The 23,322-nt window shown below is 69.0% G+C and carries 17 protein-coding genes and 1 pseudogene; 10 read left to right on the forward strand and 8 right to left on the reverse strand.

The window, feature by feature from the left end; all coding sequences use genetic code 11:
• The first annotated feature begins 64 nt into the window (after positions 1-64).
• From D103_RS0101640 to D103_RS0101665, 7 genes and pseudogenes are all read left to right on the forward strand, one after another.
• Complete coding sequence (locus D103_RS0101640; protein WP_018875570.1) at positions 65-2,857, forward strand: EAL domain-containing protein; 2,793 nt, start codon at positions 65-67, stop codon at positions 2,855-2,857.
• Between the two features lie 109 nt (positions 2,858-2,966).
• Positions 2,967-3,587 carry an NAD(P)H:quinone oxidoreductase gene (gene wrbA / locus D103_RS0101645; protein WP_018875571.1) on the forward strand — a complete coding sequence of 207 codons (621 nt, stop codon included), beginning with the start codon at positions 2,967-2,969 and terminating at the stop codon, positions 3,585-3,587.
• Positions 3,588-3,711: 124 nt separating this feature from the next.
• Positions 3,712-4,104, forward strand: coding sequence for a DoxX family protein (locus D103_RS0101650; protein ID WP_018875572.1), 393 nt, complete (start codon positions 3,712-3,714; stop codon positions 4,102-4,104).
• Between the two features lie 151 nt (positions 4,105-4,255).
• A pseudogene (locus tag D103_RS14345) lies at positions 4,256-4,461 on the forward strand (hypothetical protein).
• 316 nt (positions 4,462-4,777) lie between these two features.
• Entirely contained in the window at positions 4,778-5,971 is a 1,194-nt protein-coding gene (locus D103_RS0101655) for an efflux RND transporter periplasmic adaptor subunit (protein WP_018875573.1), read from the forward strand.
• Between the two features lie 9 nt (positions 5,972-5,980).
• Entirely contained in the window at positions 5,981-8,494 is a 2,514-nt protein-coding gene (gene hrpB, locus D103_RS0101660; protein WP_018875574.1) for an ATP-dependent helicase HrpB, read from the forward strand.
• A gap of 162 nt (positions 8,495-8,656) precedes the next feature.
• On the forward strand, positions 8,657-8,878 hold the full coding sequence (locus D103_RS0101665) for a hypothetical protein (protein WP_018867901.1): 222 nt from the start codon (positions 8,657-8,659) through the stop codon (positions 8,876-8,878).
• A gap of 22 nt (positions 8,879-8,900) precedes the next feature.
• Here D103_RS0101665 and D103_RS0101670 read toward each other — a convergent pair whose 3' ends face one another.
• From D103_RS0101670 to glgA, 5 genes are all read right to left on the reverse strand, one after another.
• Positions 8,901-10,310, reverse strand: a complete 1,410-nt coding sequence (locus D103_RS0101670) for a sigma-54 dependent transcriptional regulator (RefSeq protein WP_018875575.1) — start codon at positions 10,308-10,310, stop codon at positions 8,901-8,903.
• A complete protein-coding gene (locus D103_RS0101675; protein WP_018867899.1) occupies positions 10,307-11,944 on the reverse strand; it encodes a PAS domain-containing sensor histidine kinase in 1,638 nt (545 codons plus the stop codon). Before D103_RS0101675 ends, D103_RS0101670 begins: the two co-directional genes overlap by 4 nt.
• A gap of 11 nt (positions 11,945-11,955) precedes the next feature.
• The gene (locus tag D103_RS0101680; protein ID WP_018867898.1) at positions 11,956-12,228 is read right to left on the reverse strand and encodes a PP0621 family protein; all 273 of its coding nucleotides are present in this window, start codon (positions 12,226-12,228) and stop codon (positions 11,956-11,958) included.
• A 108-nt stretch (positions 12,229-12,336) separates the two neighbouring features.
• Complete coding sequence (ppc, locus tag D103_RS0101685; RefSeq protein WP_018875576.1) at positions 12,337-15,177, reverse strand: phosphoenolpyruvate carboxylase; 2,841 nt, start codon at positions 15,175-15,177, stop codon at positions 12,337-12,339.
• Positions 15,178-15,258: 81 nt separating this feature from the next.
• Positions 15,259-16,746: a glycogen synthase GlgA gene (gene glgA / locus D103_RS0101690; RefSeq protein WP_018875577.1), complete on the reverse strand. Its 1,488-nt coding sequence runs from the start codon at positions 16,744-16,746 to the stop codon at positions 15,259-15,261.
• A 129-nt stretch (positions 16,747-16,875) separates the two neighbouring features.
• On the opposite strand from glgA, the gene pgi reads away from it, so the two are divergent.
• Positions 16,876-18,519 (forward strand): glucose-6-phosphate isomerase, encoded by a 1,644-nt coding sequence (pgi, locus tag D103_RS0101695; RefSeq protein ID WP_018875578.1) that lies wholly within the window; start codon positions 16,876-16,878, stop codon positions 18,517-18,519.
• A 22-nt stretch (positions 18,520-18,541) separates the two neighbouring features.
• On the opposite strand, the gene D103_RS0101700 is transcribed toward pgi, so the two are convergent.
• Positions 18,542-19,387, reverse strand: a complete 846-nt coding sequence (locus D103_RS0101700) for a bifunctional nuclease domain-containing protein (RefSeq protein WP_018867894.1) — start codon at positions 19,385-19,387, stop codon at positions 18,542-18,544.
• Positions 19,388-19,483: 96 nt separating this feature from the next.
• On the opposite strand from D103_RS0101700, the gene D103_RS0101705 reads away from it, so the two are divergent.
• Entirely contained in the window at positions 19,484-20,083 is a 600-nt protein-coding gene (locus D103_RS0101705; RefSeq protein WP_018875579.1) for a DUF938 domain-containing protein, read from the forward strand.
• A 347-nt stretch (positions 20,084-20,430) separates the two neighbouring features.
• On the opposite strand, the gene D103_RS0101710 is transcribed toward D103_RS0101705, so the two are convergent.
• Positions 20,431-20,856: a DUF3617 domain-containing protein gene (locus D103_RS0101710; RefSeq protein ID WP_018875580.1), complete on the reverse strand. Its 426-nt coding sequence runs from the start codon at positions 20,854-20,856 to the stop codon at positions 20,431-20,433.
• 147 nt (positions 20,857-21,003) lie between these two features.
• On the opposite strand from D103_RS0101710, the gene D103_RS0101715 reads away from it, so the two are divergent.
• Positions 21,004-21,960 carry a matrixin family metalloprotease gene (locus D103_RS0101715; protein WP_038028166.1) on the forward strand — a complete coding sequence of 319 codons (957 nt, stop codon included), beginning with the start codon at positions 21,004-21,006 and terminating at the stop codon, positions 21,958-21,960.
• A 39-nt stretch (positions 21,961-21,999) separates the two neighbouring features.
• Here D103_RS0101715 and D103_RS0101720 read toward each other — a convergent pair whose 3' ends face one another.
• Complete coding sequence (locus tag D103_RS0101720; protein ID WP_018875582.1) at positions 22,000-23,298, reverse strand: OmpP1/FadL family transporter; 1,299 nt, start codon at positions 23,296-23,298, stop codon at positions 22,000-22,002.
• Positions 23,299-23,322: the final 24 nt, after the last annotated feature.

A 23,322-nucleotide genomic window follows, 5' to 3' on the forward strand; every position in this document is an offset into this window, starting at 1 on the left:
TGGCTCGAACCGGCTTCGGCCCCGCCTTAATGGCCTCGCTCCAAAAAGGCGGGCCCCAATCCGCATGCGTCTGAATTTCGCCTGGCAGATCATCATCGGGACCGTCGCGATCCAGGTCGCGATGGTGGCGGTGCTGATGTTCAGCGGCATCTCCCAGGTCCAGCAGAACCAGTCGCAGATGCTGGAGCGCTTTGCCGAGCAGCAGGGGCGCCTCCTGTCCAGCGCGCTGACCCCGGGGCTGGCCTACGCCGATCCGGCGATGCTGCAGGACCTGCTGGACCTGGTCGCGGACGACTCCCACGTGCTCTACGCCGTGGTGCTCGATGCCCAGGACCAGCCCATGGCCTCCGTGGGCATCTCGCCGGAGGCAATCCCCGAATCCGGCGACCGCATTCGCACTGCCCCTGGACAGATCGAGATCCTCCGGGACATCGAACTGGCCGGACAGCCCCTGGGCACCCTCGCGGTCGGGTATTCGACGGACGCCATCGATGCCCTGTCCGCCGACCTCCTGCAGCGCAACGTCCTGCTGGCCATGGGCGTTCTGGTACTGTCGATGGTGGCCGCGATTGTGTTCAGTCTGGTGATCACCCGCCGGCTGCGCCTTTTGAATCAGGGCGCGAAGGCCCTGCAGGTCGGCCGCCTGGACCATCGCATCCCGATGCGCTCGAACGACGAATTCGGCGACCTCGCGCGCACCTTCAACGACGTCGCCGCCCATCTCGGTACAACCCAGACCACGCTGGAACAGCAAAACCAGCAACTCAACCGCTCGGTCGCGCGCCTGGAATCCATGCTGGGCGGGGCCAATGCCATCCTGTGGGAGGCCAACCCCGCCACTCACGAATGGGAGTTCGTCGCCGGCGACACCCGCCACCTGCTCGGCTTTCCCGCGCGCAATCTGGGCCGCGGCGAACTGCGGGCCCGCCACATCCATCCGAGCGACCTGCCGCGGGTCCAGAACGCCGCCCGCGAGAGCCGCAACCAGTCACGCACCGTGGACTACCGCTTCGCGCACCGCGACGGCCAGTGGATCTGGCTGCGCGACATCCTGTCCTGGGCCACGGACAGTGACGGCCGCGAGAGCCTGCGCGGACTGACCCTGGATATCACCGCCCATCGCCGCACCACCGATGCCCTGGCCGAAAGCGAGAATCGCTACCGCGATGTCGTGGACCACATCTCCGAGGTCATCTTCCGGACCGATGCGGACGGTCGCTGGACCCTCCTGAATCCCGCCTGGGAACACCTCACCGGCTTCAGCGTGGAGGAGACCCTGGGCCGCCCGATGTGCGACTTCGTGGCCCCGGAGGACACCGAGGACGCCCGCAGCTTCTGCGCCACCCTGCTGGAGGGCGGGTCCCATGCCCAGTCCGAGGAGATCCGCCTGCGCACCCGCGAAGGCGACATCCGCTGGGTCAGCGTCTATGCCAGTGCCCGGTTCAATGAGCGCGGCGAGGTCACGGCGACCTTCGGCACGATGACCGACATCTCCGACCGCAAGCAGGCCGAGGACGAGATCCGCCGTCTCGCCTTCTTCGACGGCCTGACCCATCTGCCCAACCGTACCCTGCTGCACGATCGACTGAGCCAGACGCTCGGGAACACCGAGCGCAGCCATTTGCACGGCGCGCTCCTGTTCATCGACCTCGACAACTTCAAGGACATCAACGACACCCTGGGGCATGCCGTGGGCGACGACCTGCTGCGGCAGGTCGCCGAGCGCATGCAGGACTCGGTCCGCGAGGCCGATACCCTGGCGCGCCTTGGGGGCGACGAGTTCGTGGTCATCCTCAACGACCTCCACCCCGACCCGGCGCGGGCCGCGACCCAGGCGGAAGCGGTGGGACGCAAACTGATCGACCTCCTGCGCGACCCCTTCGAGCTCGCCGGACAGAAACGCCATGTCACCCCGAGCATCGGCGCCACGCTGTTCAGCGGCCGCAGTCTGGGCGTGGAAGAGATCCTGAAACAGGCGGACCTGGCGATGTATCGGGCGAAGAACGCCGGGCGCAACACCGTCCGCTTCTATGACCCCGACCTGCACCGCGCGGTCGAGGCCCGCTTCGAACTCGAGAGCGAGCTGCGCCATGCGCTCGATCAGGACCACTTCAGCGTGCACTACCAGCCGCAGGTGGATGCCTCCGGCGCGGTCATGGGCGCCGAGATCCTGCTGCGCTGGATGCACGAAACCCGTGGCGCGATCTCCCCCGCCGAGTTCATTCCGGTCGCCGAACAGACCGGCCTGATCGTCCCGATCGGACGCAAGGTCATGCGCGCGGCCTGCGAGCAACTGGCCGCCTGGCAGCACCAGCCGGCCTTCCGTGACCTGACGCTGTCGGTCAACGTCAGCGCCCGCCAGTTCCGCCACCGCCACTTCGTCCGCGACCTGGCGGCGATCCTGGACGAAACCGGCGCCCCCGGGGAACGCCTGAAACTGGAACTGACCGAGAGCATGTTGCTGGAGAACGTGGAAACGGTCATTGCCCACATCGAGGAACTGCGCACGCTCGGGATCGAATTCTCCCTGGACGACTTCGGCACCGGTTACTCGTCGCTGGCCTACCTCAAGCGCCTGCCGCTGGCCCAACTAAAGATCGATCAATCCTTCGTGCGCGATGTGCTGGATGACCCGAACGATGCCGCGATTGCCCAGATGGTGGTCAATCTGGCCCACACCCTGGACCTCGACGTGATCGCCGAAGGGGTGGAGAACGACGATCAGCGCGCCTTCCTGTTCGGCCTGGGCTGCCGTCATTTCCAGGGCTACCTGTACGGTCACCCCGACACCCTGGCCGTCCTGGAGGCACAGGTCCTCCGCCAGGCGGGAAACCGCCACCCGGCCGCCCACCGATAACAATTCGATTAAATCGAATTTTAAGGGGCGTTTTTCGGCATTTTCTTTCGTATAAATCGGATCTACGCTGGCGGGTATTCAATTCCAGCCAAACGGAGACCCGTCGACCATGAGCACCAAGATCCTGATCCTGTACTACTCCACCTGGGGCCACATCGAGCAGATGGCGGAGGCCGTGGCCCGGGGGGCCCGCGAAGTCCCGGATACCGAGGTCACGATCAAGCGCGTCCCGGAACTGATGCCGGACGAGGTAGCCCGCAACGCCGGCGCCAAGCTCGACCAGGCCGCACCCATCGCGAAGCCGGAGGAACTGGCGGACTACGACGCCATCATCATCGGCACCCCGACCCGCTTCGGCCGCATGGCCGCCCAGATGGCCAACTTCCTCGACCAGACCGGCGCCCTGTGGTTCGGCGACAAGCTGGTCGGCAAGGTCGGCAGCGTGTTCAGCTCCACGGCATCGCAGCATGGCGGCCAGGAGACGACCCTGGTCTCCACCATCGTTAACCTGCTGCACTACGGCATGACCGTGGTTGGTCTACCCTACACCGAGAAGCGCATGCTCGACGTTAGCGAAGTCTGCGGCGGTACGCCCTACGGTGCCACCACGCTGGCGGCCGGGGACGGCTCGCGCCAGCCGAGCGAGAGCGAACTGGGCATGGCCGCCTCCCAGGGCCGACACGTTGCGGAGGTCGCCCGCGCCCAGCGGCTTGGACGCGAGGCCGGCTGACCGAACCGGTCCATTTTCCAGGGCCCCCTCGTTCTGGCGGGGGCCCAGCCGAATCGGGCCCGGCGGCATCGCCCCGGGCCCCAACGCGGGCCACTGCCCGCCCTGCTACAAGGAGAGTATCGACATGGACCACACCCTCGACGACAGCGGCAAGCTGATCCTGCGACTGGCGCTCGGCATCATGATCCTGCTGCACGGCATCGCGAAGATCACCGGTGGCATCAGTGGCATCGAAGGCATGCTGGCCGACGCCGGACTCCCGACCATCCTGGCCTACGGGGTGTATATCGGCGAGATCCTGGCGCCGATCCTGGTCATCCTCGGACTCTATGCACGCATCGGCGCCGTACTCATCGCGATCAACATGGTCTTTGCCATCGCTCTGGCGCATGCCCACGAGGTCTTCCAGCTCACCGGCCACGGCGGCTGGGCCCTGGAACTGCAGGGCATGTTCCTGTTCACGGCCATCGCGCTGGCCCTGACCGGCCCCGGCCGTTTCGCGATCAACCGCCAATAACCCTAAAGGAGACGCTGATTGAATCGCGATGTCTTGACCTCCGCTCAGACATCCAGCGCCTCTGATCCCGCGAAAACCCTCTCCACTCGGCGCGACGACAACGGGGGGGTCAAGGTCAAGACAACGGTGGTCCCGACGGTCTTGCCAGTAGGTGAAGGCTGGGTCTTCGGACATCTTGGGCACGCACGGCCTTTGGCCGTTGCGTGCCGCGCCCGCCAGCGGGCGCCGGGGGCTTTCAGGCGGCAATGCATAGGGTCAGACAGGAATGTTGGACTAGCTCCTGTTTTGACCTTCCTCCCCCGTATGGAGCCCCTCGCGGAGGGCGTGATGGGCCGGGAGAAGGCGCTGGATGTCTGAGCGGAGCCGGAGGCGCAGCGAGTTCAGCGCCGCCGGCCCAGCGCGTCCGGAGCGAGGTTCCCGGGCGAAATCCGGGTGCCCTTCTTTGGGTCCTTTCTTGGGCAAGCAAGAAAGGACCTCGGGGCGCGCTGGCGAGTCAGCGCCGGGCAGTATGTGGACCGAAGGCACCGTAAACACCGGAGGACGAACCAGGACCAGCCTCACAACGGTTGAGATGAACGGTAAGTCAGGTGATAACCGATATGCGTCCAGCGCGATCTGCGCCACACCGGGTGATGGGGAAGCGCTGGATGGCGGGATTTGCGAGACTGACGCTATGGCGATGAAAAAGCGAATTACGGTTGGGCTGATCGTGCTGGCGGGGGTGGCCGCGCTGGTGTGGGCGCTGCGCCCGCAGCCGGTTCCGGTGTCGCTGACCACGGTCGAGGCCGGCCCGTTCGAGGAGACCGTACGCGAGGAAGGCCGCACGCGGCTGCGCGACACCTTTACCGTGTCGGCGCCGATCGCCGGCTTCCTGCATCGCGTCGAGCTGGAAGAGGGCGACGCAGTCGAGCTCGGCGATACGCTGTTCCGTATGGAGCCCCTGCCGACCCCGGCACTGGATGTGCGCTCGCGCGAACAGGCACGCGAGAACCTCGCCGCTGCGCGGTCGCGCCTGCAAAGCGCCGAGGCGAATCTCGAGAATCTGCGGGCCGAGGCTCGCTTCGCCGAATCCGAGTACCGCCGGCACCTGGAGCTGTTCGAGCGCGGGGCGGTCTCGGCCACCGAGGTGGAGCGTATGGAGACCGCGCGTGACCGCGCGCGCTCGGCGGTGCGCGCCGGCGAGTCCGCGGTAGAGGTCGCGCGCAGCGAGATCGAGGGGGCCCGGATCGTGCTGGAGATCGCCAGCGGCCAGATGCCGGAATCCGAGGCCGAGACCCTGTCCGTGCGCTCGCCAGCCACGGGTGTGGTGCTGGAGCGCCATCGCTGCTGCGAGGGCACGATCGGGGCCGGCGAGCCGGTGCTGGTCGTGGGCGATCTCGATGATCTCGAGGTGCAGGTGGACCTGCTGTCCATGGACGCGGTGCGCGTGGTGCCGGGCATGCGCGTGCGCCTGACCGACTGGGGCCGCGATGCCGAACTGGAGGGCACCGTACGCCGGGTACAACCGTTCGGCTTTACCAAGATCTCTGCGCTGGGCGTGGACGAGCAGCGCGTGCCGGTGATCGTCGACCTCGACGCGGTGGAGGCCCGCATGGCCGGGCTGGCAGTGGGCTACCGCGTGGAGGCCGAGTTCCTGCTGTGGGAAGGGGATGAGGTGCTGCAGGTCCCGACCAGTGCGCTGTTCCGGGACCGCGGCGAGTGGTCGGTGTTCGTGGTCGAGGACGGCCGTGCCGAGCCGCGCCGGGTCGAGGTGGGGCGTCGCTCGGGTTTCGCCACACAGATCCTTGAGGGCCTGGAGGCGGGCGAGCGTGTCGTCACCCGCCCGGGGGACCGGGTGCGGGCCGGCACGCGGGTTACCGAGAACTGACCGCTGTAGATGGCCACAGAGTTGAATGAGGCGCCGCAGGCCCGGGCGCTGGAAGATCTGCTAACCCCCCTGGATGCCGCGCTGCAGACGCGCGGTGCCGCCGTGCTGGTGGCCGAACCCGGTGCCGGCAAGACCACCCGCGTCCCGCTGCATCTGGCCGCCTCCAGCCCCGAGGATCGCGTGATCGTGCTGCAGCCGCGCCGGCTGGCCGCCCGCATGGCGGCGACCTACATGGCCGGGCAGCTCGGTGAAGCGGCCGGGCAGACGGTCGGCTACCGCGTGCGCGACGAGCAGAAGGTCTCGGATCGCACCCGGGTGGAGCTGGTCACCGATGGCCTGTTCCTGCGGCGCATCCAGGGCGACCCGCTGCTGGAAGGTGTCGGCACCGTGGTCTTCGACGAATTCCACCTGCGCCGGCCCGAGGCCGAGCTGGCGCTGGCCTTTGCCTTGCAGGTGCGTCGGCTGCTGCGCCCGGAGCTGCGCATCGTGGTGATGTCGGCGACCCTCGACGACGAGGCCGTGGCGCGGCTGCTGGCCGGTCCGGAGGGGGATGCCGTGCCGGTGCTGCGCGCGCGCGGGCGGCAGTTTCCGGTGGAGGTCCGTTATGTCCCGACGGCGAAGGATGCGCCGCTGGCCGACGGCGTGGCGCAGGCGGTGCGGGACGCGCTGGCGGCGGAGACGGGCTCGATCCTGGTCTTCCTGCCCGGCGAGCGCGAGATCCGCGAGGTGGCCACGCGGCTGGGCGAGGAGATGGATACCCCTGCCGGCCCGGCGCAGATCGCGCCGCTGTTCGGCCGGCTGCCGGCGCAGGAGCAGGCCCGGGCCGTGCGCCCGGCGCCCGCGGGCGAGCGCAAGGTGGTGCTGGCGACCGACATCGCCGAGACCAGCCTGACCATCGAGGGCGTGCGCGTGGTGATCGACGCGGGGCTCTCCCGCGAGCCGCGCTTCGATGCGGCGACCGGGCTCTCGCGGCTGGTGACGCTCCCGGCCTCGAAGGCCGCCGCCGAACAGCGGGCCGGGCGTGCCGGTCGCACCGAGCCCGGCGTAGCGATCCGCCTGTGGTCGCGGGTCGACGAGGTCGCGCGCCCGGACTACGCGACCCCGGGGATGCAGCAGGTGGACCTGCTGCCGTTGGCCCTGGAGCTGGCCGGCTGGGGCGAGGCGGTGGCCGAGCTCGACTGGCTGGAGCCGCCGCCCGCGCAGGGCTTGGCCTCCGCGCAGGCCGTACTCGCGGAACTGGGTGCGGTGGATGCCGACGGGCGGATGACCGGGCACGGCCGTGCCCTGCTGCGCCTGCCGACGCACCCGCGCCTGGCCCACATGCTGTTGCGGGGCCGGGAGCGGGGGCTTGCGCGCCTGGCCTGCGAACTGGCGGTGGCCGTGGAAGAACCGGGTGTGGCCGGGCCGGAGGCGCCGCTGGAGCTGGGTGCGCGCCTGGAGCACGCGCGGCGCTCGGGTAGCCGGGTCTGGCAATCCGGCCTGCGGCGTCTGGAACAGGCGCTGGCACGAGTCGGGGAGCGCCCCGCGGGTACGGAGGCGGCACTGGACGAAAGCACGGCGCTGGGCGTGCTGGCGGCGCTGGCCTGGCCGGAGCGTATCGCGCGTCGCCGCGGCGAGGTGGCCGGGCGCTTCGTGATGGGGAACGGCCGCGGCGCGTGGCTGCCGGAGCGCGAGCGTCTGGCGCATGCCGACTACCTGGTCGCGGTGGATTGCACGGATGCCGACCGCGAGGCCCGCATCCGCTGTGCGGTGATGCTGGACCTGGCGGCACTGGAGCAGGAGGCCCCGGAGCTCTTCCACCGCGAGATGCGCTGCGACTGGGTGGAGGATGGCTCGCGGCTGGAAAACGCGCGGGTTCGGCGGATCGGCACGCTGGTGGTGGAGCGGCAGATGGTCGTGCTGGACGATCCCGCCGCCACCATCCCGCGCTGGTGCGAACGGCTGCGCCGCGAGGGCCTTGCGCTGCTGCCCTGGGATGATGCGGCAACCCAGCTGCACGCCCGCATCCAGTTGCTGCACGAGACCCTGCCGGAGTCTGGCTTTCCGGATCTGCGCGACGCTGCGCTGCTGATGACCCTCGAGGAGTGGCTGGGGCCGTATCTGGCCGGGATCACGCGGCTCCGGGATCTGGAGCGGCTGGATCTGGCGGCGATCCTGCGCGCGCGGCTGGACTGGGAGCGCCAGCAGCAACTGGAGCGGGAGGCGCCGGCACGGATCGAGGTGCCCTCCGGCTCGGCCCACCATGTCGACTACACGCAGGACCCGCCAGTGCTGGCGGTCAAGCTGCAGGAGCTGTTCGGCCTGGGCGAGACGCCCCGGGTGGCGGGCGGCCGCGTGGCGCTGGTGCTGCACCTGCTGTCGCCGGCGCGGCGTCCGGTGCAGGTCACCCAGGATCTCGCCAGCTTCTGGGAGAACGGCTATCCGGAGGTGCGCCGCGAGCTGAAGGGGCGCTATCCGAAGCACCCCTGGCCGGAGGATCCGTGGAATGCGCCGGCCACGCGGCATACGAAGCGGCGTGGGTAGCCGGCCCGGGATTGGCGGGGGCTTCGCCTGCAAGCAGGCTCCCTCAAGCGTTCTGCCCGCCAGGGTTGCGGGGCAAAGGCGCGGCCGTCATCAGAGAATGCGGAGGGTGGCGTTCTCGGGTAGTGTCGCGTTCAGTGCTGTCCGACGAGGAAGCGAACCGCGATGCTGAAGTTCCTGACCGTGATCCTGATCCTGCTGTTTGTCTGGTGGCGGGTGTCGCGCTGGATGGATGTGCGCCGCCGCCGCGCGCAGGGGGAGGATGTGTCCTACCAGGTGGACGTGAAGGGGTTTCGGCCGATCACGGTGCTCAGCATCATCTTTCTGATCCTCTACGGCGGCTACGTGATCTGGTTTGCCCTGACCGAGTGGGCGGATCTGCTGTAGCGGCGGACTGGTCGAGGGACCGTTACTCGATACCGAGTTTCTTCAGGCGGTAGCGCAGCTGGCGGAAGCTGAGGCCGAGCAGGCGCGCGGCGGCCGTACGGTTGCCGCCGGTCTGTTGCAGTGCGGTGGCGATGGCCTGGCGCTCCTGCGCGGCGAGCTGGTCGTCCAGTGCGCGGTCGGCCTCGTTGCGGGCGCTGTGGTCGGGGTCAGGCGGGCTGTCCGGGGCGCGGTCCATGACGGGTTCGGTGCCCAGGCCAGTGGCGGGAAGGTCGATGTTGTCGGCGTGGATCAGCCGACCCTCGCACAGGGTGGCGGCGCGCTCCAGGATGTTCTCCAGTTCGCGGACGTTGCCCGGGAAGCCGTGCCCCTGCAGGGCCGCGAGGGCATCGGGGGCCAGTTCCAGATCGCCGGTCTCCCACTGCTCGCTGATGCGCCGCAGGATACGCGCGGCCAGGCGCTCGATGTCCTCGCGGCGGTTGCGCAGTGGGGGGACCTTCAGCTCGATCACGTTCAGTCGGTAGTAGAGGTCCTGGCGAAAGCGCCCCTCGCGTACGGCCTTCTCGAGGTCGTGATGGGTGGCGCTGAGGATGCGCACGTCCACCGGGATCTCGCGGGTGCCGCCGACCGGCTTGATCGCTCGCTCCTGGATGGCGCGCAGCAGCTTGACCTGCATCGGCAGTGGCAGGTCGGCAACCTCGTCGAGGAACAGCGTGCCGCCGTCGGCGGACTGGAACAGGCCGGTGTGGTCCTGGGTTGCCCCGGTAAAGGCGCCCTTGCGGTGGCCGAAGAACTCGCTCTCCATCAGCTCGCCGGGGATGGCGCCGCAGTTGACCGGGACGAACGGCCGCTCGGCGCGCGGCCCGAGGCGATGGATCTCGCGCGCGACCAGTTCCTTTCCGGAGCCGGATTCGCCGGAGATGAACACCGGCGCCTGGCTGCGGGCCAGCTTGTGGATGGTGGCTCGCAGGCGCTGCATGGGTTCGGAATGGCCCAGCAGGGGACTGTCGTCGGGGCGGTCCGGCGTGGTCGCGTCATCGGGCCCTTCTTCCGGCCCGGGGCCACGGGTCTCCAGGCGCAGCGCGGCATCGATCAGTTCGCGTAGCTGTTTCAGGTCCACCGGTTTGCTGACGAAGTCGAAGGCCCCCAGTTTCAGCGCCTGCACCGCCGTGTCCACGCTGCCGTGGGCGGTGATCACGGCCACCGGCAATTCCGGGCGTTCGCACTGGATGTGGCGGACCAGCTCGAGGCCGTCGCCATCGGGCAGGCGCATGTCGGTCAGGCAGAGGTCGAAGTCGCGTTCGGCGAGCAGGGCGCGGGCGGGTTCCAGGCGGGTGGCCGTGGTCGCTTCCAGGCCCATGCGTGCCAGGGTGATCTCGAGCAGTTCGCAGATGTCGGGCTCGTCGTCCACGACCAGCACGTGACGGATACTCATGCGCCTTGTTCCTTTGGCGATTCGTCTTCCAGGGGAGCGAACAGGATCCGGAAGCAGCCGCCGGTGGGCGTCCGGATGTACTCCAGCGAGGCCCCGTTGTTTTCGCACAGCATGCGCGAGATGTACAGGCCGAGCCCGGTTCCGCCGCTGCGACCGGAGACGAACGGTTCAAACAGGTCCTTTTCCTGTTCCGTGGAGATCCCGGGACCGGCATCGATGACATCCAGGCTGACCACGCGGGCGACCTGGCCGGCGCCCCCGCGCAACACGATGGGCGGACTGTCGGGTTCGTCGTGACCGCCGTGGATGCGCGCGTTGGTGCACAGGTTCCACAGGATCTGGTTGAGCTGCGAGCGATCGAACTGGATTTCGGAGTCGCCCGGTTCCACCCGGGCATGCAGGGTGGAGCGGGGCAGTTGCAGGGCCCCGCAGAACTCCTCGGCAAAGCGGTCCAGGGTCTCCTGCAGGTTCAGGCGTTCGCGCTCGCCGGCGTCCCGGCGTGACAGGCTGAGGACATTGGAGATCAGTTCGTTCACCCGCTTGCTCTGGTTGTTGATGATGTCGAGCAGGCGCTGGTCGTGAGGCGCGAGGTCCGGTGACTCGCCGAGCAACTGGGCGCTGTGGCTGATCGCACCGAGCGGGTTGCGGATTTCGTGGGCGATGCTGGCGGTCAGCCGGCCCAGGGCCTGAAGCTTGCTGGCCTGGGCCTGGCGCTGAAGCTCGGCGGCGTCCTCCAGGATCAGCAGCGTGCCCTGGTCGCCGCGATCGCCCAGCGGCGCCAGGCGGATGCGCAGGGCCGGCTGATCGCGATCGCCCGGCAACTGCTGGCTGGTGTTGGGCCTGCCGCTGCGCTGCCACTCGCGGATGACGCGGGCCACCGAGGGCGACAGCGACGACAGGTGGCGCCCCGGCCGTGGCGGCAGCAGGCGGCGGGCGGCCTCGTTGATGGAGCGGATGTAGCCCTCCGGGTCCACCGCGATGACCCCGGCGCTCATGCGCGCGATGATCTGGGCATTCAGCTCGGCCAGATTCGCCAGGTCGGCCTCCTGGCGTTCCACCTGGGCGCGCGTCTCGCCGGCCCGGCGGGCGAAGTGGCGCGCCAGCAGGCCGGCCGCGAACAGGGTGGCGCCCAGCAGGCCAGCCTGGGTGATGGCGCTCTCGCCAGGATGGAGGAGCAGGGCGCTGACCGTCTCGGCCAGCAGCAGCGCCAGGGTGGCGATGGCCGCCAGACTCAGCGCGAAGCGCGCGCTGGATAGCAGTACCGCGGCGACCAGGGCGGGGACCAGCAGGAGGCCGATCCCGGTGCCGACCCCACCGGAGACGAGCAGCAGCCCGATCAGGCCGATGCCGTCCCCGGCGCCCCCGATCAGGGCGATGCGGCTGAGGCTGGTGGTGTTCGGGTTGTGGGTGCAACGCCAGGCGAAGCCGGCCGCGGCCAGTGCGAAGGCGAGGTAGGCCGTGGCGATCACCGCGTAGAACTGGGGGGCGACCGCATGCAGTCCCAGCGGGGTATCCGGGAACAGTCCCAGCAGCAGCAGAACCGCTGCGACAAAGACCCGGTAGAGCGCGAACAGCCAGGCGGAACGCCGGGTGTCGGCGTCGATCGGCGTGTGCGCCCCGTTCTGGCCGTCCATGCGCGGGGGGATCAGTCGTCTTCGCTGTGGGTGTCGGCGTCCGAGCGGCTGCGGTCGACCTCGGCGTGCTGGCGCGAGCAGTACAGGCGGTCCCCGTCGCGGTAGGCCTCGGCCTCCGGCACGTGCACGCCGCAGAAGGCGCAGCGGATCACCGCGCCACCTTCCTTGAGGCGTTCGGGGCGTTCCCCGCGGGAGACCTGCTTGCGGTTGCTGCTGGAGCGCACCAGGGTGCGCACCGCGAGGAACACGGCGACGATGGCAACGATCAGGAGCAGCAGGCGCATGACCGGATTCTAGGGGAAACGCTGGTCAATGTGCACATTGATCAGCGTTTCCCTGACGCGATGATGGTCGCGGACCATCGGACCGGCCAGCTCGCGCTCCCGTAAGGGTCAGCCGGTGTTGCGCATGCCGGCGGCGATGGCGTTGATCGAGCGCAGCAGGGGCGACAGCCAGGGATTGTCGGCGTCGTCTCCGGCCTCGGCGTCGAACTCGCGGGATTCGCGCAGCAGGTGGATCTGGATGCTGTTGAGCGGGTCCAGATACGGGTTGCGCCGTTGCAGCGAGCGCGCCAGCAGGGGGGTCTCGTCCATCAGGGCGTCCAGCTGGGCGACCCGCAACACCTCGGTCACGGTGCGGCTGTGCTCGTCGCGGACCCGGGCATAGATGCGTTCGGCCAGGTCCGGGTCGCTGCACAGGCGGGCGTACTCGGCCGCGGTGCGCATGTCGGCCTTGGTCAGCGCCATCTGGCAGTTGGACAGCAGCGAGCGGAAGAACGGCCACTCCTGGTACATGCGCTGGAGCTGGGCCAGGCGCTCGGGATCGTCGCCACGCCAGCGCTCCAGCGCGGTGCCGATGCCGTACCAGGCGGGCAGGGTGTGGCGCGCCTGGGCCCAGCCGAAGACCCAGGGGATCGCCCGGATCGAGCTCTTGGAACGATCGGTCTTGCGCCGGTGCGAGGGGCGCGAGCCGATGTTCAGGAAGCCGATCTCCTGCACCGGGGTGATCTCGTAGAAGTAGTCGAGTACGCCGTCGGTGCGGTCGATCAGCTCGCGATAGGCATCCTCGCCGCATTGCGCGAGATCCTGCATGGTGGCGCGGTAGTCGTCGCGATCCTGGCGCGGTGGCCGGATCAGGCTGCGCGAGGCGAGCATGACACCGGTGGCGCCCATGCCCAGCTCATAGACCGCGGTCTCCACGTTGGAGTACTTGTACGACAGCACCTCGCCCTGTTCGGTGAACTTGATGCGCCCCTGCACGGTGGCCGGGGGCTGGGCGAGGATGGACTCATGGGTCGGGCCGCCGCCACGGCCGACGGTGCCGCCGCGGCCATGGAACAGCTGGCAGCGCACGCCAAAGCGGTCGGTGATGCCGACGATCTTCTTCTGCGCCTCGTAGAGGTTCCAGCTGGAGGCGAGGATGCCGCCGTCCTTGCAGGAATCCGAATAGCCGAGCATCACGTCCTGGATGTTGCCGGAGGCGGCCAGCAGGCGGGCGTAGACCGGGTTGGACAGCAGGCCCTCGAGGACGTCCTCGACATGCAGGAGGTCCTCGATGGTCTCGAACAGCGGCGAGATGCGCAGGTGGCAGAAGGGGTTGCCGTCTTCGTTGTCTCCGGCCAGCCCCGCGAGGCGCCCCAGCAGCAGGACCTCCAGCACATGCGAGGCCGCGTGGGTCATGGAGATCACGTAGGTCCCGATGCCATCCGGGCCGACCTCGCGGCGCATGCCCTGGATGACCTCGAACACGCGCAGGGTTTCGCGGGTGCCTTCGCCCAGGGCGTCGCGGTCCAGTTCCGGCAACTGTTCGGCGGCGATCAGGTCGCTCAGGGCCTGCTGGCGGCCGGTCTCGTCCAGGGCGGCGTAATCGGTGTCCGGGGCCAGCTGGCCGAGGATCTCGGCGATCGCGTCGGTATGCACGGTGGATTCCTGGCGCACGTCCAGGTGGTGCAGGTGGAAGCCGAAGGTCTCGACCAGGCGGATCAGATCGGTCAGCGCGCCGCTGGCGATATTGCGGTCGCCGTGGCTGATCAGCGAGTCGCGGATCAGCTTCAGGTCGCTCAGGAAGGCCTGGGCGTCGGCATAGGCGCTGTTGGTCGGAAGCACCGCGGCCTCGCCATGTACCCGCCGGACCACGGTGTCCAGGGTTTCGCGCAGGCGATACCGCATGATGTAGAGCTTGCGCCGGTAGGGCTCGCTCTCGAAGCGGTCGGAGGCCCCCTGGAACACCGCGTTCGCGATGTTGGCGTCGGAGTCCAGGCTGTCGAGGAAGGCCTGCGACGGCTGACACATGAACGACGAGTGGGTCAGCACGTTGCGCAGGTGGTTGACCCGCTTGATGTATTCGCGCAGGACCTGCTCCATCGCCAGGCGACAGGACAGTTCGGTGACCTCGGGGGTCACGTTCGGGTTGCCGTCGCGGTCCCCGCCGATCCAGGAACCGAAGTGCAGGAAGGCCGGGATCCGCACCGGCAGGCTGCCGTCCGGGTGGACGCCGTAAATGCGGCGGATGGCCTTTTCCAGGAAGCGGTAGGACTGCGGGATGGCCTCGAACAGGCTCTCCTCGAAGTAGAACAGACCGTACTTGATCTCGTCCTGGACCTGCGGCTTCTTTACCCGTACCTCGTTGGTGCGCCAGAGGATCTGGATCTGGGTTTCCAGTTCCTCGGTGATGAGGCGGCGTTCCTCCTCGCCCAGACCGGGCTGGTTCAGCCGGTCGGCGGTCTCGAACACGCGGCGCTGGTTCTCCATCGTGGTCCGGCGACGGGCCTCGGTGGGGTGGGCGGTGAAGACCGGCTGGTAGTGCAGTTCGCTGAGCAGCCGTTCCAGTTCCTCGGCGGTGACCCCCTCGTCATGCAGCTGGCGCAGGGTCTGGTCGAAGGAGCCGGTCCACAGCGGTTCGCCGCTGGAGACCTGGGCCCGGCGCCAGCGGTAGAACAGGTCTTCCTCCGCAATGTTGACCAGGCTGAAGTAGATGCTGAAGGCGCGGATCACGCGCTCGGTGAGCGCGGCGTCGAAGTGGGTGATGTCCGCCATCAGCTGGCGGCGCAGGTCCGGGTCCTCGTTCTTGCGCAGGCTGACAAAGCCGCGGCGCAGCTTTTCGACCGCGTCGAATACCGCCTGGCCTTCCAGCTTGTGGATCACGTTGCCCAGGAGTTCCCCGAACAGCCGCACGCGGGCGCGCAGTTCCTTGTCCTTGGGCAGGAATCGGTCGTGTTGATCGCTTCGAGTCATATCGGGCCTGTGCGCGCAGGACGACGATCGCCGCTGCCTGGGCTTGCCGGTTGGGGTCGGGAGGTCGCGAAAAGGACGCGATTATAGCGCAGATGCGGCCTTCGCACGCCGGCTGCGGCGCGGGAGCTGTTCGCGGTACAGGGCGAGATAGGCGTCGGCGCTCGCGTTCCAGCCAAAGTCGCGGGCCATGCCGGTGCGCATCAGTTGTTCCCAGCGGCCGTCGCCGCGGGCGGCGTACAGCCCCAGGGCGCGCTCCAGCGCGCCGCCGAGGGCGGCCACGCTGTCCGGCGAGAAGCTGAATCCCGTGGCCGTGCCGGCGTCCAGATGATCGGGTGTGGCGTCGACCACGGTGTCCGCCAGGCCCCCGGTGGCGTGGACCACCGGCGGGGTGCCGTAGCGCAGGCTGTAGAGCTGGTTGAGCCCGCAGGGCTCGAAGCGCGAGGGCATCAGGAACAGGTCGGCGCCGGCCTCGATCTGGTGGGCCAGGGGCTCGTCATAGCCGATGTGCACCCCGACCCGGCCGGGATAGGCGCGCGCCAGGGCGCCGGTGGCGTGTTCCAGGTCCTTCTGGCCGGAGCCGACCAGGGCCAGCTGGATGCGCCCGGCCTCCAGCAGCGGGGTGCAGGCGGCATGCAGCAGGTCCACGCCCTTCTGCTCGACCATGCGGCCCACGTGGCCCAGCAGCGGGATGTCCGGGTCCGGTTCCAGGCCCAGGCGGGTCTGTAGCGCGGCCTTGTTGGCGGCCTTGCCGGCGAGGTCGTCGGCGCTGTAGCGCGCGGCGATATGGCGGTCGCGCGCCGGGTCCCAGTCGCGGTAGTCGACCCCGTTGAGGATGCCGTGCAGGTCCGCGGCGCGGGCGCGCAGCACGCCGTCCAGGCCCATGCCGGAGGCTGGCTCCTGGATCTCGCGGGCATAGGTCGGCGAGACCGTGGTGATGGCGTCGGCAAAGACCAGGGCCGCCTTCATGAACGACAGCTGGTCGTGAAACTCCAGCGCCTCCGGGTGCCACAGGTCCGCGGGCAGGTTCAGCTCCTGCAGGGTGCTGGCCGGGAACAGGCCCTGGTAGGCCAGGTTGTGAATGGTGAATACGGTCCGCGGGCGCTCGATGCCGGTGCGCTCCGGGTCCAGCAGCAGCGGCACCAGGCCGGTCTGCCAGTCGTTCAGGTGGATCAGCTCCGGGGTCCAGTCCAGCCCGGCCTCGTCGCGCGCGAGGGCGACGATGGCGCGGGCGAAACCGGCGAAGCGCTGGGCGTTGTCCGGCCAGTCCATGCCGTTGCTGGCGCTGTACGGATTGCCGGCGCGCTGGAAGTACTCCGGCCAGTCGATCAGGTAGACCGGCACGCGAGTGCCGGGCAGGCGGCCCTCGAGGAGCTGCCACGGGGCGTTGTCCGGACCCGGGCGCGGGGTGGCATCCACCAGGTTGCGGCAGGCCTCGGGATAACCGGGCAGGACCAGGCGCACATCCTGGCGTCGGCGGCGCAGGGCGGCGGGCAGGCTGGCACTGACATCGGCGAGCCCGCCGGTCTTGACCAGGCTGTAGGCCTCGCTGCTGGCGAACAGGATGCGCATGAAGAGTTCCCCGGGAACGGAACCGGCGGCGCCGGATGGTTTCTATGGATTGTAACGCAGGGGGCCGGGCGGCACTCTGGGGAACAGGACAAGCGGGGGCATGGAATGACGACAGGACGGGATACGGGGATGGAGAGTGCCCTGCGGGTCGAGGCCCGCCGGCTGGAGGGCGAGACCTTGCGCGATCTGTTCGCGCGCGATCCCGACCGGGTGCAGCGGGATGTGCAGGAAATCGCCGGCATGCGCCTGGACTGGACGCGTCAGCGCCTGGACGCCCCGGCCTGGGATGCGCTCTTCGAGCGGGCCGCGGCCTGCGAGGTGCCGGAGGCGCTGCGCGCGCTGTTCGCCGGCGAACGGGTCAACACCACCGAGGGCCGGGCGGCGCTGCATACCGCCCTGCGTCTGCCGCGCGAGGCGCGCTGCGAGGTGGATGGCCACGATGTCGTGCCCCAGGTGCATGCCCAGCTGGACCGGGTCGAGGCCTTCGTGCAACAGGTCCACGACGGTACCCACCGGGGCTACAGTGGACGTCCGATCCAGCGGGTGGTGAACATTGGCATCGGCGGTTCCGACCTCGGGCCGCGCATGGTCTGCCGGGCGCTGGCGCCGCACGCGCGGGCGACGTCCGAAGGCCCGCCGCTGGCGGTCCAGTTCGTCTCCAACGTGGACGGCGCGGCCCTCTCCGCCGTGCTGCGCGAGGCCGATCCGGAGACCACGCTGTTCATCGTCGCCTCCAAGACCTTCGGCACCCAGGAGACCCTGACCAACGCCCGCGCGGCCCGCGCCTGGCTGCTGCGCCATGCACCGGACGACTCGGCCGTGGCGCGCCACTTCGTGGCGGTGTCCACCGCGCGCGAGCGGGTGACCGAATTCGGCATCGACCCGGACAACATGTTCGGTTTCTGGGACTGGGTCGGTGGGCGCTACTCCGTGTGGTCCACCATCGGGCTGCCGGTGGCACTGCTGCTGGGCATGGACGGCTTTCGTGCCTTCCTCGGCGGCGCGCACGCCGTGGACGAGCACGTCCGGCGCGCGCCGATCGCGCAGAACGCCGCGGTACGCATGGCGCTGGTGGATCTGTGGAACCAGAATCTGCTGGGCGCGCAGTCGCGCGCAGTGCTGCCCTACGACGAACGCCTGTCGCTGCTGCCCCCGTACCTGCAGCAGGCGGAGATGGAGAGCCTGGGCAAGCGCGTGGGGCTGGACGGCCAGGTGGTGATGGACGATACCGGTGCGGTGGTCTGGGGCGCGGTGGGGACCGACGGCCAGCATGCCTTCTTCCAGCTGCTGCATCAGGGCACGCGCTTCATCCCGGCCGAGTTCATTGGCGTGGCGCGCCCCGAGCACGACCTGCCGGCGCAGCATCCGTTGCTGATGGCCAACCTGGTCGCGCAGGCGGAGGCGCTGGCGACGGGCAAGGACGAGGGCGCGGTGCGCGCGGAGATGGCGGCGGCGGGACAGTCGCCGGAGGCGATCGACGCCCTGGCGCCGCACCGGAGCTTCCCCGGCAACCGGCCGAGCACGCTGATCCTGCTGGAACGCCTGGACCCGGCCACGCTGGGCGCGCTGATCGCGCTGTTCGAGCACAAGATCTACGTGCTGGCCACGCTGTGGGGCATCAACGCCTTCGACCAGTGGGGGGTGGAGCTGGGCAAGCAGTTGGCCGGCCAGATCCTCGCGGATCTGGAGCCGGGGGCGACACCCGCCGCACATGATCCCGCGACCACCGCCACGCTCGACTGGTTGCGCCCGCGGTTACCGCACGGGGATTGACCCACGTCCGTTCCGGCTTGGCTCAGACGGTCAGGGCGTCGTCGGACTCCTCGATAGCGGGGACGTCCGTGGGCAGGGTGATCGTCCGGGTGTCGCCGTCCAGCCAGAAGCGGATCTCGGCCTCCGCGCCATCGGCGGTGGCCGACACCGCCTCGAGGAAGTCCATCGGGGTGGCGGGCACGCGGCCGTTCACCTCCAGGATCAGGGCCCCGTGGCTCAGTCCCGCGGTGGCGGCCCGCCCGGTCGCGCGGCTGACCAGAACGCCGGGTTCGTCGGGCAGTTGCAGGGCCTCGCGCAGGTCGTCGCGGGCCTCGACTACGGTGATGCCCAGGGCGGTGACGACCTCGTCCTCGCCCGGCGGCGTGTAGTCGAAGGGCACCTCCGCCTCGAGGATCTCCGGGGCGACGTGGATCGCCGCCCCGCTGCGAACGGCCAGGGCGAGCGCGTCGCTGGGACGGGTGTCGATCATCCGCGGCTCGTCGTCGCCGGCCACACGCACCTCCAGCCAGCCGAGATAGGTGCCGTTTTCCAGGCCGTCCACGATCACCCGCTCCAGGCGGGCGTTCAGTTGCTCCAGCAGGTCGATCATCAGATCGTGGGTCTGCGGGCGCGACAGCGGGACCTCGTGCATCGCGAGCAGGATCGCGCGGGCCTGATCGGTGCCGATCACGATGGGCACCACCTCGCCGGAGGCCGGGTGGCGCAGCAACGCGATGGGGGCGCCGGAGTTGGCGTCCACCCCGACGGTGGCCAGCTCGACCGGCAGCAGGCGATCCGGATCAGTGGCCATCTCTCGCGCCAGGGCATCGCTGGCCAGAACCAGCAGCAGGACGAGTACGAGGGGCAGGGATAACCGGGAGCGGGGCATCGGCAGGGTGCCTGGGAAAAGGTGTCTCCCGATCATGGCAGTGCGCTCGCGAGGCGTCCAGAATACCCGGCCTGCTTTTCCGGATGGATGGATACGATGGCCAGTGACAAGCCCTATGCCCCGGCGGCGGAACAGAACCGCGCGCCGATCCTGGAGGTGCTGCGCGAGCGCTTTCTTGCCCACGGTCGGGTGCTGGAGATCGGCGCCGGAACGGGGCAGCACGCGGTGCACTTCGCCGCGGCGCTTCCCCACCTGGACTGGCATCCCAGTGATGTGGCCGAGAATCTGCCCGGTGTAGAGGCCTGGCGGCGCGATGCCGCCGTGCCCAACCTGCGGCCGGCACGGCCACTGGACGTGCTGCGGGACCCCTGGCCGGAGAGGCCGTTCGAATACGTCTACAGCGCCAACACCGTGCACATCATGCACTGGCCGGCGGTCGAGGCGCTGTTCGCCGGCGTGGCTCGGGTGCTGGCGCCGGACGGGCTGTTCGCCCTGTATGGCCCGTTCGCCCACGACGGCGCCCACACTGCCGAATCCAACGCGCGCTTCGACCAGATGCTGCGGGCGCAGGACCCGGGCATGGGCGTGCGCGACCGCGCCGACCTGGACGCGCTCGCCACCGCCGCCGGACTCGCACCCGAGGCGGTCATTGACCTCCCCGCCAACAACCAGATCCTCCTCTGGCGCAGGACGTAGCTCTTTCAGGGCGTGGCTATCACGAAGCACACGAAGGCACGAAGAAATTCAAAGTCGGATTGACCACGGAGTGCACAGAGACCACGGAGAAATCCGAAAGGCTTCAAGGGGAGGGGCAATGGAATGATCCGTTGAGATCAGATCGGGACCAGGAACTGCTTCCCGCTTGCTCCGGAACAGCCTGCCATCCCGTTGAGCTGAAATAGGGCGAGCGGCGATCAGGGTCAGCCGCCCGCCCTATATGCCCCCTTTATCTCTCTGTGTCCTCCGTGACCTCTGTGGTAGACAGGCTCTTGACCTGGCCCTTCTTCGTGTCTTCGTGTGCTTCGTGGTGAATACAGGGGGGGTCAGCAGTCGCCGATGCGTTGGCCGCGCATTTCCATGCGCACGTTCATCGGGCCCATCGGGGTGTCCATCTCGCTGGTCATTTCGCCCTCGGCGCGATCGCCCATGAAGCGCATGCTGCCCTCCATCTGCATCTGGCCGCCCTGCGGGTCGGTGCAGCTCATGGTGTAGTCCATGCGGTCGGCGGTCATGTCCATCTGGTCCAGCGTGCAGCCCTCCGGCGCCTCGATGATGTTCTCGCCGCGATCGATCTCTTCCTGGGTGACGCACTCGGTCGTGGTCTCGGTCTGGTCCGGCATCCCGGCCATGCCTTCCATGATCATGGTGTTCTGGTTCTCCCACAGGCCCGGCTGGATGTTCGGGGTGTCGGCCTGGGCGGCCAGCGGCAGGGCCACGAGGGGCAGGGCGGCGAAAAGGATGCGCAGCATGACAGTCTCCTGAAACGGGGTAAGGCGATCGTTCAATGGTGCCTGCCCCGCCATGACGGGGCAAACGCTGGTCTCCGCGACCGCGCACTGGCACCTTAAGGAAACATTGATCAGTGGTTCTACAAGGATTCACTCGGAGGGAACGCGATGGCATTGCCGTTGTGGCTGGTCGGGGGTGTCGGCGCGCTCGCGCTGGGGGGGGTGCTGTGGCAGGAGGGGCAGTTGCCGGGCTCGTCCGGCGGGCACGCGCACCTGGCCGCGCCGCGCTGCGAGGTGCCGGTCACCTTGCACCTGGCGGGCGTGGATCCGCGCTTCCGCCTGGAGCGCGACGCGGTGCAGACGGCCCTGGATGCGGCCGTCCGGATGTGGGACGGGGAGACGCCGGACGTGCTCTTCCGCCAGCGTGAAGGCGAGGGTATGCCGGTGCGGCTGGTGTTCGACGAGCGCCAGGCAGGAGCCGAGAGCCGGGACCGTGCCCGCGCGGAACTGGACCGCCTCCAGCGGGGGATCGCCGAGCGCGAGGAGCGCCTGGATCATCGCCACTCGGCGCTGGCGGCGGATGCCGCGGGCTATCAGCGTCATCTCGAGGATTTCCAGGCGCGCCAGCGCGAATACGAGCAGGCGGTGGCCGCCTGGAATGCCGGTCGCATGGCGCACAGCGCGGGGAATCGCGAACGTCTGGAGCGGCAGCGCCGGGCGCTGGACCGCGCGGGTGACGACCTCGATCAGCGCCGGCGCACGCTGGAACAGCGCCGTGACGAGCTCAACCGCGACATCCGGGCACTGGAGCGCGAGATCGATGGGTTCAACGAGCGGGTCGCGGAGCTCAACCGCGAGATCGGTACGACCGGGGCCTTCGACATGGCGGTGTACGAGCAGCACGGGGCGCGGCGCTCGATCACCGTGTTCAAGGCGAGCGACGCGGACGAGCTGCGCCTGACGCTGGCGCACGAGCTGGGCCATGCCCTGGGGATCGATCACGTGGACGACCCGGCGGCCGTAATGCACGCGATGCTGGGGGAGGCCAACGCCGGGCGGCGCGACCTGAGCGAGGCCGACCGCCGCGCGCTGGCGGCGGCCTGCGACGTGGAGCTTGCGCGGTGATCGCCGGGGTCGGGCGAATGCCCGGCCCCGGTATCGGTGCTAGAAGTGGTAGCGCATGGCGGCGGCCAGTACGTGCACGTGACCCGAGGTGGTGCCCTGCATGTTCACAAAGGTATCCGCCTGTCCATCCCCGCTGGAATCGAAGCCCCGGGTGACGTCCAGGTCCTCGCTGCCGATGTGGATGTAGCTGTAGCCGAAGTCGAAGGTGAAGCGGTCACTACTGGTTAAGGTGGCGCCGATGGAGAACCAGGTGCGGTCGCCATCCGGAGTGCGTGTGCTGCGGCCGTCGGTCTGGGTCGGGGTCTGGTCATACTGGATGCCGCCGCGCAGGGTCCAGCGCGGGTTCATTTCGTACTCGGCTCCGACCGCCAGGGCGTAGCTGTTGCGGTAGTTCTGTTCCAGCACCTGTTCGTTGCCCTGCGGCAGCTGGATGCGGATCTCGTCGAAGTTCGACCAGTTGAACCAGGTGTACTGAGCCAGGCCGGTCCAGCGGTCATTGAAGCGGTGGCGGATGCCGATGGAGGCGATATCAGGCAGCTTCAGGTCGGCCTGCCCGGGCAGCACGGAGACAGGCCCGCCCGCGGGCTCGGTGATGGTCGCCGTGCCGCTCAGGGTGTGGGTGATGCCGTCGCGGTAATGGATGCCGAGGCGGGTGTCATCGCCCAGATCGAACAGCATCCCGATGTTGAAGCCGATATCCCAGTTGTCGCCCTCGAGCTTGAATTCGCCATCGCTGGCGGGCGTGGGCGGGAAGCCGCCGGGGATGGCGCTGCGCAGGGTCGCGTCGGCGTACTGCAGGTCGAGGCCGCCGCCGATGGAGATGCGGTCGGTCAGGTCGAAGGCGATGCTGGGCTGCAGGTTCAGCACCTGCAGGTCGGATTCCAGCGAGTCGTAGCGGGCGAAGAAGTCATCGTTGTATTCGTTCTTCAGGCCGAAGGGCGCGCTGAGGCCAAAGCCCAGCCAGACGCGTTCGGAGTACTGCTCTGCCCAGTACAGGTTGGGGATCGGGGTCGGGTCGTAGGGGTTGTTGCCGTCGCGGCCCTCGTACGGGGCTCCATTGATGGTGGAGCTGCTGCGCCTGACCTTGGCCTCGGGGGCCAGCAGATACACGCCTGCCTGCACCTCGTTGCGTTCCAGGCGGGTCATGCCGGCCGGGTTGAAGTAGATGGTGCTGGCATCGGAGGCGATGGCGGCCTCGCCGGCATAGGCGCGGCCGAGACCGGAGACCCCTTGCTCCTGCAGGTAAAAGCCCGCGGCCAGCAGGGTCGTGGGTGTGGCGAACAGGACGGTGCTGACGGCGGCGGCAAGCGCCAGACGGCGCGAAGGCTTCAAGGTCATGCGGTCTCCCCCTTATTGGTCTTT

Origin of the sequence: Thioalkalivibrio sp. ALE31 (genome assembly GCF_000377405.1) — a bacterium.
Classification (GTDB): domain Bacteria; phylum Pseudomonadota; class Gammaproteobacteria; order Ectothiorhodospirales; family Ectothiorhodospiraceae; genus Thioalkalivibrio.